This is a genomic window from Microbacterium imperiale, from assembly GCF_017876655.1.
Classification (GTDB): domain Bacteria; phylum Actinomycetota; class Actinomycetes; order Actinomycetales; family Microbacteriaceae; genus Microbacterium; species Microbacterium imperiale.
Genome location: NZ_JAGIOK010000001.1, coordinates 1,756,427 through 1,768,884, shown reverse-complemented (window position 1 = coordinate 1,768,884; position 12,458 = coordinate 1,756,427). Strand labels below are relative to the sequence as shown.

General features: G+C 70.9%; 11 protein-coding genes. 9 read left to right on the top strand and 2 right to left on the bottom strand.

Going from position 1 to position 12,458, the window contains the following annotated elements; genetic code table 11:
* Nucleotides 1–31 precede the first annotated feature (31 nt).
* Nucleotides 32–1,414, top strand: a complete 1,383-nt coding sequence (locus JOF37_RS08670) for an ATP-dependent DNA helicase (protein ID WP_271175011.1) — start codon at nucleotides 32–34, stop codon at nucleotides 1,412–1,414.
* Nucleotides 1,415–1,439: 25 nt separating this feature from the next.
* Here JOF37_RS08670 and JOF37_RS08665 read toward each other — a convergent pair whose 3' ends face one another.
* The gene (locus JOF37_RS08665) at nucleotides 1,440–2,096 is read right to left on the bottom strand and encodes a biliverdin-producing heme oxygenase (RefSeq protein WP_210006457.1); all 657 of its coding nucleotides are present in this window, start codon (nucleotides 2,094–2,096) and stop codon (nucleotides 1,440–1,442) included.
* A 68-nt stretch (nucleotides 2,097–2,164) separates the two neighbouring features.
* Nucleotides 2,165–2,473, bottom strand: a complete 309-nt coding sequence (locus JOF37_RS08660; protein WP_210006456.1) for a DUF2470 domain-containing protein — start codon at nucleotides 2,471–2,473, stop codon at nucleotides 2,165–2,167.
* Nucleotides 2,474–2,606: 133 nt separating this feature from the next.
* Here JOF37_RS08660 and JOF37_RS08655 point away from each other — a divergent pair, with 133 nt between their 5' ends.
* The 8 genes from JOF37_RS08655 (at nucleotide 2,607) to JOF37_RS08620 (ending at nucleotide 12,166) form a co-directional block, all read left to right on the top strand.
* The gene (locus tag JOF37_RS08655) at nucleotides 2,607–3,797 is read left to right on the top strand and encodes a serine hydrolase domain-containing protein (protein WP_245338128.1); all 1,191 of its coding nucleotides are present in this window, start codon (nucleotides 2,607–2,609) and stop codon (nucleotides 3,795–3,797) included.
* A gap of 210 nt (nucleotides 3,798–4,007) precedes the next feature.
* A complete protein-coding gene (locus JOF37_RS08650) occupies nucleotides 4,008–5,702 on the top strand; it encodes an ABC transporter substrate-binding protein (protein ID WP_210006454.1) in 1,695 nt (564 codons plus the stop codon).
* Nucleotide 5,703: 1 nt separating this feature from the next.
* Entirely contained in the window at nucleotides 5,704–6,678 is a 975-nt protein-coding gene (locus JOF37_RS08645; RefSeq protein ID WP_210006453.1) for an ABC transporter permease, read from the top strand.
* A complete protein-coding gene (locus JOF37_RS08640) occupies nucleotides 6,675–7,673 on the top strand; it encodes an ABC transporter permease (RefSeq protein ID WP_210006452.1) in 999 nt (332 codons plus the stop codon). The genes JOF37_RS08645 and JOF37_RS08640 overlap by 4 nt, the downstream gene beginning before the upstream one ends.
* A 17-nt stretch (nucleotides 7,674–7,690) precedes the next feature.
* Nucleotides 7,691–8,560, top strand: coding sequence for an ABC transporter ATP-binding protein (locus JOF37_RS08635; RefSeq protein WP_210006451.1), 870 nt, complete (start codon nucleotides 7,691–7,693; stop codon nucleotides 8,558–8,560).
* Entirely contained in the window at nucleotides 8,557–9,441 is an 885-nt protein-coding gene (locus JOF37_RS08630) for an ATP-binding cassette domain-containing protein (RefSeq protein WP_210006450.1), read from the top strand. Before JOF37_RS08635 ends, JOF37_RS08630 begins: the two co-directional genes overlap by 4 nt.
* The gene (locus JOF37_RS08625; RefSeq protein WP_210006449.1) at nucleotides 9,438–10,727 is read left to right on the top strand and encodes an alpha/beta fold hydrolase; all 1,290 of its coding nucleotides are present in this window, start codon (nucleotides 9,438–9,440) and stop codon (nucleotides 10,725–10,727) included. Before JOF37_RS08630 ends, JOF37_RS08625 begins: the two co-directional genes overlap by 4 nt.
* The gene (locus tag JOF37_RS08620) at nucleotides 10,724–12,166 is read left to right on the top strand and encodes an aminopeptidase P family protein (RefSeq protein ID WP_210006448.1); all 1,443 of its coding nucleotides are present in this window, start codon (nucleotides 10,724–10,726) and stop codon (nucleotides 12,164–12,166) included. Before JOF37_RS08625 ends, JOF37_RS08620 begins: the two co-directional genes overlap by 4 nt.
* The last annotated feature ends 292 nt before the right edge of the window (nucleotides 12,167–12,458 follow it).

The window sequence follows — 12,458 nt, the reverse complement described above, 5'->3', positions numbered from 1 at the left end:
AGGAAGGCATGCCTGTGGCTACCATGAATCGGTGACCTTGCCGCCTCTTTCCGCCGAGCAGGAGGCCCTGTTCCGTCGCATCGAGAGCACGCGCGACCACGTCTTCGTCACGGGGCGGGCGGGCACGGGCAAGTCGACGCTGCTGCAGCACCTGGCCTGGAACACCGACAAGCAGATCGCGATCTGCGCCCCGACCGGGGTGGCCGCCCTCAACGTCGAAGGTCAGACGATCCACTCGCTCTTCCGGCTGCCGATCGGCCTGGTCGCCGACAGCGAGCTCGAGCAGTCCGAGCCCACGCGTCGCATCCTCAACGCGATCGACACCCTGATCATCGATGAGATCTCGATGGTCAACGCCGACGTCATGGACGCGATCGACCGCTCGTTGCGGCAGGCCCGTCGGCGGCGCTCCGAGCCCTTCGGCGGCGTGCAGGTCGTGATGTTCGGCGACCCGTACCAGTTGTCGCCCGTGCCGCCCCGCGGCGACGAGCTGCGCTACATCCGCGACCACTACCGCTCGTTCTGGTTCTTCGACGCGCAGGTGTGGGCAGGCCCGAAGGCCGATGCCGGCGCCATCCGTTCCGACGGACTGCTCGACCTCGGCCGCGTGGGCGCGCCGCTGCACATCGCGGAGCTGGGCGAGATCCACCGCCAGTCGGACGTCGCGTTCAAAGAGATGCTCAACGCCGTCCGCTACGGCGTCGTCACCGCCGACATCGCCGCGGCGCTCAACGCCGCCGGAGCCCGCACGCCGCCCCCGCCGACCGGCGACGAGCCGCCGGTCATCACGCTCGCCACCCGCAACGACGCCGTCAACCGCATCAACCAGCGTCACCTCGACGCCCTGACGGGTCCGGTGCAGACGGCGAAGGCCGACGTGAGCGGGGACTTCGGCCGCGGCGACGCCTCGTACCCCGCCGACCCGGAGCTGCAGCTCAAGGTGGGGGCGCAGGTGATGTTCTTGCGCAACGACGTCGGCGGCGGGTTCAGCGGTGACGGGCCGCGCTGGGTGAACGGCTCGATCGGCACCGTCACCCGCATCGCCGGCTCATCGGTGCGGGTCGAGCTCGACGGCGAGGAGCACGACGTCGAACCGGTCGTCTGGGAGAGGTTCCGCTACGCGTACGACCCGGGCTCGCGCAAGCTCACCCGCGAGGTCGTGGCCGAGTTCACGCAGTTCCCGCTGCGGCTGGCGTGGGCGGTGACGATCCACAAGTCGCAGGGCAAGACCTACGACCGCGCCATCGTCGACCTCGGCAGCGGGGCCTTCGCGCCGGGGCAGACCTATGTGGCGCTGTCGCGGCTGACCTCGCTCGAGGGCCTCTACCTGTCGCGGCCGCTGCGACCGAGCGACATCCTCGTCGACCATGACGTGCGCCGCTTCATGGCCGCCGTGCGTGCCGCCGGGATGTGATCCGCGTCCGGCGGGCGAAGTCGGGTCAGGCGACGACGGATGCCGCCTTCGCAGCGGCCAGGTCGGTGAACAGGTCGGTGTTGAACTGGTACGCCGCGAGCACCTCGTCGATGACGCGCTGCTGCTCCGCCGCGTCCCAGGGAGCGGCGTCGAGCTGAGCGCGGTAGTGCTCCTTGAACGCCGCGGGATCACCGATCTCGGCGAAGAGGTAGAACCCGATGCCGTTGGTCTCGAAGCCGAACCGCCGCGCCATGAGCTTGCCGATGAAGAGCCCGCCCGAGAGATCGCCGAGGTAGCGGGTGTAGTGGTGCGCGACGAACCCGCCGGGCCAGCTGGCGCCGACCTCGCGGATGCGGGCGACGTAGCGGCGTGTGGCGGGCAGTGGCGCGATCCGCTCGCGCCAGTCCGGGCCGATGAGGAACTCGAGGTCGGCTTCGAGGGCCGGCAGCCGCGTGAGCTTCGCACTGATGAACATCGCCGCCACGGGGTCGGCGGCCATGCGGGATGCCGCGTCCTCGAGCGCCTCGTAGATGAACCAGTGCTGCGCGACGAGCGCCGTGTAGTCGTCGCGGCTGCCCGCACCGCGCATGAGATCCGACATGAAGCCGGCGCCCTCGCTGCCGGAGTGGGCCGAGCTGGAGCGCTCGCGCAGAGCCGTCGAGAACGGGATCGGTGCGTTCATGGCCCGAGAGTAGCACTTAGGTGCAGCTAACCTGAAGGTTTTTCAGGCGGCATCCGCCGCGGTGGTGCTCAGTCGTGCGGGCGCGGTTCGACGCCCAGGTGCGCGCACGCGGCGTCGTACAGCGCGACGATCTCGCGGCGCACCTCGCGACGCTCGGTGATCGGACCGCCGAGCCACGTGACGCGCACGTCGTGCGTCGAGCCGTCCTCGCGCGTCGCGACCCACGAGCCGCCGGAGCCGTCGAACGAGCGCATCGCGGCGGCCACGGCGCCCGGTTCACCGAAAGCGCGGACGATCAGGAGGTTGTCGTCGCGGTGGTCCTCGTTCATGTGGCCGAGCACGCCCGCCAGGGCGGCCTCGTCGAAACGGTGGGTCATGCGTCCACCCTAGATTCGCAGGAACCAGCGCACCGGTGTGATTCACTGGAGGAACACATCAGGGGGTGGCTGAGTAATGCGTGCGAGCCGACGGCTTCGAAGCGCGGGTGTCGTCGTTGCGATCGCTCTCGGCTTGACCCTGTCCGCGTGCGCTCCCGGCGGCATCGACACGGTGGCGGCTCCGCCCCAGGTGGAAGGCGAGCTGGGCGACGACACGCAGGCGCAGCTCACCGCTGCGGTCGAGCGGGCCATGGCCGCGACCGGATCGGGCGGCGCCATCGCCGGAGTGTGGGTGCCCTGGGCCGGACAGTGGGTGAGCGGCTTCGGCGCCAACCCCGACGGATCGGCCGTCGCCGCCGATGACACCTTCAAGGCGGGACCCGTCACCCGCGCGATGACCTGCGACGTCCTCTACGGCCTCGCGGCGGACGGGGTCGTCGAACTCGACGATCCCGTGACCAACTGGGTCGTCGGGTTCCCCGCGACACCGGTGGTGACCCTCGAGCAGCTGTGCGACAGCACGAGCGGCCTCGGTTCGTACCAGCCCAAGCTCCAGGGGCGGTGGGAGTCCAACCCGTCGCGGACGTGGGCGCCGCACGAACTGCTCGCCTACGGCCTGGCCGCCGGCGCGCCGACCGGTGCCGGAACGTACGCCAGCTCGGACGCCGGGTACGTGATGCTCGGCATCGCGCTCGAACGCGCCTCGGGCAGCACCGCCGCCGAGCTGTTCGAGCGGTACGTGTTCGGACCGCTCGGCATGTCGGCCTCGTCGCTGCCGGGCGCCACCGCCGAGCTCGGTCTGCACGGCACGCAGTCGGTCTTCACGCCCGAAGGCGCGGTGGACTGCGCCACGGCCGTCGACCTGACCTCCCTGTCGCCCACCGCGGGCTTCACCGCGTCCGGCGCGGTCACCACGGCGGACGACCTGGGCCGGTACGCCCGCGCGCTCGCGACCGGCCTGCGCCCCTTCGACGGCGAGGAGCGGTTCGCCGCGCCGCTGCCGGTCGACGAGGGTGCGCCGACCTGGTACACCGTCGACGGCGGCACGTATCAGGCGGGAACCCTCATCGGACAGTACGGATCGGTGCCGGGCTACCAGACCGTCGCGTTCGCCGATCGCGACACCGGCCTGACGGTCGTAGCCGTGCTCAACAACTCGCGCGCGTCGGCCGAGGCCATCCGCGTGCTGGGGTGGCAGCTCGCCGCCATCGCCTCGAAGGCCCCCGCGGCCGAGGGCGAGACGGCTCCGCCGTCGGGCCTGCCGTGGACGCCCGAGCAGCTCGACGGCGACCTCGCGTCCGTCGCGACCTGCCCGATCCCGTAATCCGCGGTTCCCGTCGCCTCTGCGCGGCGCCGTGTTACGCGGGTGTGAAGAAATCCGGCCCGCGCGTGACGATCGTGTCACGGCGCCAGCGTGCGTCTCGCCGATTGCGTAGAACTGTTTCAGCGTGATCGTGCAATTGCACATTGCACCGTGATGTTGTTTCATGGACAGCACTCGACGCAATGGAGCAGAGAAAGGGAAGGTCCACCGATGACCACCACTAGGAGACTCGCCGGCATCCTCGCCGCGGGCGCAGCCGTGTCACTGGCCCTCACGGCGTGCGGCGCGGGCGGCGGCTCGCCGCAGCAGAGCGGCACCGCCGGTGAGCCGCAGACCGGCGGAACCGTCCACATGCTCCAGAACGCCGACTTCTCGTACCTCGATCCCGCCCGCGGGTGGGACGGCGGCGTGAACGCGTTCTACCGGCTGCTCTACCGCGGACTCACGATGCAGGCCGCGGGCGACTCCAACGACCCGAACGCGATCGTGCCCGACCTCGCGACGGGTCTCGGCGAGGTGTCCGACGACGGGCTCACCTGGACCTACACCCTCAAGGACGACATCTTCTTCGACGACGGTGCGCCCATCACCTCGGCCGAGATGGAGTTCGGCATCTCGCGGGCGTGGGACCCGCAGATCGGCATCGGCTCGCCGTACCTCAAGAGCGTCATCGACGCCCCCGAGGACTATCAGGGCCCCTACGTCTCGGGCGACCTGCCGACCATCGAGACCCCCGACGAGAAGACGATCGTCTTCCACCTCAAGGCTCCCTTCCCCGAGTTCGACAACGTCCTCGCCCAGCCCAACGCGGTGCCCTTCCCGGTCGGGTCCGGCGGGGGCGACGAGTTCATCAACGACGTCATCGCCTCGGGCCCGTACACGCTCGACGCCTATACCCCCGGCAGCACCATCACGCTCGTGCGCAACGAGCACTGGGAGCCCGAGACCGATGAGGTCCGCAAGGCCTACCCCGACCAGTGGCAGTTCGACATCGGCATCGACGGCGCGACGATCGACGAGCGCATGATCGCCGGACAGGGCGCCGATCAGAACGCGATCGCGGGCAAGATCGCGGGCGCCACGCTGCCCCGCATCCAGACGCCGCAGCTGCAGGAGCGCGCGATCACCGCCCCGGCGTACTGCACGACCTACATGTCGCTGAACACGACCAAGCCGCCCTTCGATGACGTCCGCGTGCGCCAGGCGGTCAACTGGGCGCTCGACCGTGCCAGCATCCAGAACGCCTCGGGCGGCAATCAGCTGGCGGATGTCGCGACGACGATCATCCCGCCGGCCGTCAGCGGCCACCTCGACTACGACCTCTACCCCTCCGACGGCAGCACCGGCGACGTCGACGAGGCCATGGCGCTGCTCGAGGAGGCCGGGTTGGGTGACGGGTTCGAGTTCACCCTCGACATCCGCACGAACCCCGTCGCGCAGGCGCAGGCGGAGGCCGTGCAGCAGGGCCTCGAACGGATCGGGGCGACCGTGAAGCTCAACGTCATCGACACGTCGATTTACTACGAGACGATCGCCACCCCCTCGCAGCAGAACAACGCCGCGATCACCGGATGGTGCCCCGACTGGGCCTCGAGCGCGAGCACGTTCATCCCGCCGCTGTTCGACGGTGCAGCGATCGCCGAGAAGGGCAACCAGAACCTCGCCCAGCTCGACGACCCGGCCGTCAACGAGCGCATCGCCGAGATCCGGGCGATGACCGACGTCGACGCCGCCAACGAGGCCTGGGGCGAGCTCGACCAGCAGATCATGGAGCTCGCGCCCATCGCCCCGATGGTGTTCGAGAACGGCATCTTCCTGCCGGGTGAGAACATCGCCGGCTACATCCCGAACACCAACATGACCGACCTCACCATCGTCGGTCTGAAGGACCCGTCGAAGGGCTGACATGACCTTCAGCTCGGCCCCCCTCGAGGTCGAGGCCACTCCGGGCGGTGATTCCACACTCGACGAGTCCGTGGAATCCCACCCGGCGTCCGGCCGGAAACTCCTCAGAGGCTTCCTCACCGACGTCCCCGCGATGCTTTCGCTCGGGTACATCGTGCTCGTCCTGCTCATGGCCGTCTTCGCCCCCCTGATCGTGCGCCTGAGTGGCTGGTCACCGTACGAGTTCGACCAGAGCGCGATCGACCCGAACATGGGCGCGATCCCGATCGGCCCGCTCGGCGGCATCAGCGCCGAGCACTGGTTCGGCGTCGAGCCGGGCAACGGCCGCGACATCTTCGCGCGCATCGTCTACGGCGCGCAGGTGTCGATGACGGTGGCGCTGTCGGCCACTCTGCTGACGACCGTCCTGGGCGTCGTGTTCGGGATGCTGGCGGGCTACCTCGGCGGCTGGGTCGACACGGTCATCTCGCGGGTCATGGAGTTCCTCATGGCCTTCCCCGCGCTCATCTTCATGATCGCGATCCTCTCGGCGCTCCCCGCCGACAACCGCGTGCTGCTGCTCGTCGTCGTCATCTCGCTGTTCGGCTGGCCCTACCTCGCCCGCATCGTGCGCTCGCAGACGCTCTCGCTCAAGGAGCGCGAGTTCGTCGAATCGGCCCGGGCGTCGGGAGCCTCGAGCGTGCAGATCATCTTCCGCGAGATCCTGCCGAACCTCTCGTCGACGATCATCGTGATGGCCACGCTCGCCGTTCCGGGGTACGTCGGCACCGAGGCGGGGCTGTCGTTCCTCGGCGTGGGGGTCGTGCCGCCGACCCCCAGCTGGGGCCAGATGATCGCGTCGGCGGCGCCCTGGTACGCCGTCGACCCGATGTACTTCCTCATCCCGGGCGCGTTCCTGTTCCTGCTCGTGCTCTCCTTCACGACCCTCGGCGACCGCATCCGCGCGCTCGTGGGCAGCACGGAGGTGCGCGCGTGACCCGCTTCGTCCTCTCGCGCGTCGCCGGCATGGCGGTCGTGCTGTTCCTGGTGACCCTGTTCACCTTCGTGATCTTCTTCGTGCTCTCGCCCGACCCCGCGGTGCAGATCTGCGGCAAGAACTGCACGCCCGAGCGCATCGACCAGATCCGCGCGAACCTCGGCCTCGACCAGCCCTTCCTCACGCAGTTCTTCACGTACCTGTCGGGCCTGTTCGTCGGCCGCGAGTACGAGGTCGCCGGCGCCACCGTCGTGTGCGGGGCCCCGTGCCTGGGCTACTCGTTCCAGACGGGCCAGCTCGTCGGCGACATGATCGTGCAGCGGCTGCCGATCTCGGCGACGATCGCGATCGGCGCCGCGGTGCTCTGGCTCGTCGGCGGTGTCGTCGGCGGCGTGCTCAGCGCCGTGCGCGAGGGTCGCTTCGCCGACCGGTTCGTCGCGGGCCTCACGCTCGGCTCGATGTCGATCCCCAACTACGTGCTCGCCCTCGCGCTGCAGTTCGTCCTCGTGGTCTCGCTGGGCTGGCTGCCCTTCCCTCAGGCGGTGCCCTTCGGCGACGACCCGGCGCGCTGGTTCCTGAACTTCCTCATGCCGTGGATCGTGCTGGCCGTCGGCTACGCGGCGGTGTACACGCGGCTCACGCGCGCCAACGTCATCGACACGCTGCAGGAGAACTTCGTCCGCAGCGCGCACGCGAAGGGCCTGCGTCCGAGCCTCGTCTGGCGCCGCCACGCGCTGCGGCCCGCGCTCACGCCCATCGTGACCATCTTCGGCATGGACGTCGCGGGTCTGCTCGGCGGTGCCGTCATCACCGAGACCGTGTTCGGACTCAACGGCGTGGGCAAGCTGACCGCCGACTCGATCTCGTCGAACGACCAGCCGGTCATCATGGCGGTGACGCTGCTGTCGGCGTTCTTCGTGATCGTCGGCAACCTCGTCGTCGACCTGCTCTACGCCGCGATCGACCCGCGCGTCCGGACGGCGGCGCGCGCATGACCGGCGGAGGGATGCCGATGACGACCACGCCCGCTTCGTCCGACGACCTGCTGCGGGTCGACGACCTCACGGTGCAGTTCCGCACGGCCGGCGGCGCGGTCAGCGTCGTCGACGGCCTGAGCTTCGCGGTGCCCCGCGGCGGTGCGCTGGGCATCGTCGGCGAGTCGGGATCGGGCAAGTCGATGACCAGCCTCGCCGTCATGGGTCTGCTGCCGAAGGGCGGCACCGCCTCGGGGAGGGTCGGCTTCGACGGTCGAGACCTGCTGACGCTGCCCTCCCGCGAGATGCGGCACGTGCGCGGCGACCGGATCGCGATGATCTTCCAGGACCCGCTGTCGTCGCTGAACCCGTACTACACGGTGGGCACGCAGATCGCGGAGGCCTATCGGTCGCACCGCTCGGGCGTCTCGCGCCGCGAGGCGCGGCGGGTGGCGATCGAGGCGATGGAACGCGTGCACATCCGGGATGCCGCGAAGCGCGTCGACCACTACCCGCATCAGTTCTCGGGCGGCATGCGGCAGCGCATCATGATCGCGATGGCGTTGAGCATGGAGCCCGAGCTGATCATCGCGGATGAGCCGACGACGGCCCTCGACGTGACGGTGCAGGCGCAGATCCTCGATCTGCTCGCCGAGATCCGTCGCGACACCGGCGCCGGGCTCATCCTCATCACCCACGACCTGGCCGTCGTGAGCGAGGTCACCGAGCACATCGTGGTCATGCGCGCGGGCCGCATGATCGAGAGCGGCTCGGTCGAAGACGTCTTCAGCGATCCGCAGGAGGAGTACACGCGGCGCCTGCTCGACGCCGTGCCGCGCATCGACGACGCGATCGGGCAGCTGCGCACGACCGACATCCCGGTCCTCGCCGAGGAGGAGATCGCATGACCGAGCACACCGCCCCGCTGTGCCGGGCCACCGGACTCGTCAAGGAGTTCACGAGCTCGGGCGGCGCGCTCTTCTCGCGCAGCAGCCGGTTCCGCGCGGTCGACGAGGTCGACCTCGACATCCGCCGCGGTGAGACCCTCGCCCTCGTCGGCGAGTCCGGCTCGGGCAAGTCGACCGTCGCGCGGCTCGTGGCCCGCCTCATGGAGACGACCGCCGGCACGATCGAGTTCGAGGGCCGCGACGTCACCCGGCTGCAGGGACGCGACCTGCTCGCCTTCCGCAGCGACGTGCAGGTGATCTTCCAGGACCCGTACTCGTCGCTCAACCCCAAGCACACGGTCGAGCGTCTCGTGACCGCGCCGCTGCGCTACCAGAACCGAAAGGTCCCCGGCGGCGCGCGCGCCTTCACCCGCTCGCTCATGGAGCGCGTCGGTCTCAACCCCGACCACTCCGACCGCTACCCGGCGCAGTTCTCCGGCGGGCAGGCGCAGCGCATCGGGATCGCCCGAGCCCTCGCCGTCGGCCCGAAGCTCGTCATCTGCGACGAGGCCGTGTCGGCCCTCGACGTGTCGGTGCAGGCGCAGGTGGTGAACCTCCTCACGTCGCTGCAGCGCGACGAGGGATTCGCTTACCTGTTCATCGCGCACGATCTGGCGGTCGTCCGGCAGATCGCCACCCGCATCGCGGTGATGAGCCGTGGCTCGATCGTCGAGACGGGCGAACGCGACCGCATCTTCGAGAACCCGCAGCACGAGTACACCCGCACCCTGCTCGCGGCCGTGCCGCGCATCAACCCCGAATGGGACCGCCGTCGCCGCGCCGCCGAGAACGCCCGGCGTCGCGCGGCGCGCGCCCCCGAGACCCGCCCGGAGGCATCATGACCGTCGAGTACCACCTGCCCGGCATCCGCGTCGCCGAGCGACGCATCGACGTCCCCCTCGACTGGCGTGCCGACACGGATGCCGCGGGCACGATCGAGCTGCTGGTGCGCGAGCTCGTCGACCCCGATCGCGCCCGCGACGACCTGCCGCTGCTGGTGTACCTCCAGGGCGGACCGGGAGGCGCGAACCCGCGGCCCCTGCGCCGCGACGGCTGGGTCGACGAGGCGCTGCGGGATTACCGCGTGGTGCTCGTCGATCAGCGCGGCACCGGCGGCAGCACGCCGCTCGAGGCCGTCGACGTCGCGGGACTCGACGCCGCCGCCGGAGCCGACCTGCTCGCGCTGCACCGCGCCGATTCGATCGTGCGCGACCTCGAGCACGTCCGCGAGACGCTGTACGGCGGCCGCCGCTGGGCGACGCTCGGGCAGAGCTACGGCGGCTTCCTCACGCTGACCTACCTGTCGCAGGCCCCGCGGGCCCTCACCGCCTGCTACGTCTGCGGCGGCATCCCGGGTACCCCGCCCCGCGCCGCCGAGGTCTACGCCCGCACCTTCGACCGCGTCGCGGCGAAGACCGCCGAGCTGTACCGGCGCTTCCCCGGAGACGCCGAGGCGATCACGCGCATCGCCGACCGCATCGCGGAGGGCGACGTGGTCCTGCCGGACGGCGACGTCCTCACCGTCCACCGCTTCCAGTCGCTCGGCATCGACCTGGGGATGAAGCCCGGGCACGAGCGGCTGCACTGGCTCGTCGAGCGAGCGTTCGCGCGTCCCGGCCGATTCTCGGAGGCCTTCCTCGCCGACGTGCAGGCCCTGAGCTCCAGCGCGGGCAACCCGCTGTTCTGGACCTTGCAGGAGTCGATCTACGGCGACCCGGGCAGCGGCGCGACCGCCTGGGCGGCGCAGCACGAGCGCGATCGGCGCCCGGAGTTCGACGAGGACCGGCGGCCCCTGCTGTTCACCGGCGAGATGGCGTTCCCATGGATGTTCGACGAGGTGCGGCTGCTCCGCGGCTTCCGCGGCGCCGTGCACGCGCTCGCCGAGCGCACCGACTGGACGCCGCTGTACGACGCCGAGCGCCTCGCGGCGAACGACGTGCCGCTCGCCGCCGCCGTGTACTTCGACGACATGTACGTCGACGCGGGCCTGCAGCTCGACACGCTGTCCCGCATCGGCAACGCGCAGTCGTGGGTGACCAATGAGTTCGAGCACGACGGGATCGGTTCGGGCCGGACGTTCACCCGGCTGCGAGAGCTCGTGCGCGACCGCGGAGGAGAGAAGCGATGACCGGCACCGACGCCCTGCGCCCGCCCTACGCGGGGACGCGGTACCCGCGCCTCGGGCAGGTGCCCGCCTTCACCGCCTTCATCGCCCGCGATTGGGCCGACGTGCGAACGGCCCCTGATCTGCCGCCGGGCGCCGCGGCGGCGGCATCCGTCCACCGCGAGCGGCTGAGCGCGGCCCTGCCCGGGCGCACGCTCGTCGCCGCCGCGGGGCACGCGCCCGTCCGCAACGACGACGCCCACTACGGGTTCCGGGCCGACAGCAGCTTCGTCTGGCTCACCGGGTGCCAGGTCGAGGGCGCCGTGCTGGTGATGTGGGCCGTGCCGGGCGGGCACGACCCGGTGCTCTACCTGCCGCCGCCCTTCCGTCCCGGCGATACGGGTTTCTTCGCCGACGCCAACCACGGCGAGCTGTGGGTCGGCCCGTCTGCCGGGCTGCCCGAGTGGGGCGAGGCTCTCGGCGTCGTCGTGGAACCGCTCGACGCCCTCGCCGCCCGGCACGGCGACCTGCGGGGAGCGTGGGCGGCGCGATCGGCGTCGACCCTCGCCGCGACCGCCGGCGCGGAGGTGTCGGCCGAGCTCGAGAGCACGCTGTCGCGGCTGCGGATGGTCAAGGACGCGTGGGAGATCACACAGCTGCGCGAGGCGGTCGACGCGACCGTCGCCGGCTTCGCGGCGGTCGTCGCCGAGGTGCCGCGGGCCGTCGCCGAGGGGCTCGGAGAGCGCTGGCTGCAGGGCACCTTCGACCGGCACGCCCGCACCTTCGGCAACGGCCCCGGCTACTCCACGATCGTCGGCTCGGGTGCCCACGCCCCGATCCTGCACTGGGTGCGCTGCGACGGCGACATCGATCCCGACGCCGCCCTGCTGCTCGACATGGGGGTCGAGGCCCGGTCGCTCTACACCGCCGACGTCACCCGCACCGTACCGGCGAGCGGACGCTTCTCGGCGGCGCAGCGCGAGGTGCACGACCTGGTCGAGAAGGCGCATCGCGCGGGGCTCGACCGCATCCGTCCCGGCGTGGAGTACCTCGACTTCCATTTCGCGGCGATGGAGGTCGTCGCGCAGGGCCTGCACGACTGGGGGCTGCTGCCGGTGTCGGTCGACGAGGCGCTCTCGCCCGCGGGGCAGCAGCATCGCCGGTACCTCGCCTGCGGCATCGGCCATCACCTCGGGCTCGACGTGCATGACTGCAGCCAGGCCCACTACGAGGACTACATGGGCGCCGCACTCGAGCCCGGGGTCGTCATGACGGTCGAGCCGGGGCTCTACTTCCACGCCCACGACCTCACGCTGCCGCCGGAGCTCCGCGGCATCGGCGTGCGCCTCGAGGACGACGTCCTCGTGACCGACGCCGGTTCGGAGGTGCTGTCCGCGGCGCTGCCGATCGCGGCGGGCGAGGTCGAGGCGTGGACGCAGGCTCAGCTGGGGCAGCGCGGATGATCGCGTCCGTGGGAGAAACCGTGACCGCGCCTCGCGCGCATCCGTTCCCTCCCGGCAGTGTGCGGCTCAGCTCGCGCAGTCCCTTCGCGCGGGCACGCGAGCAGATGCTGCACCTGGCCCGCGTGTATCCCGTCGACCGGCTGCTCGCGGTCTTCCGCGCCAACGCCGGTCTCGACACCCGGGGTGCCCAGCCGCCCGGAGCGTGGGAGGGGTTCGGCCACCCCGCCGAGGACGCCTGGGGTCCGGACGACTACCCCGGGCGCGAGGCCGCGCAGACGGCCAACCTGCTGCG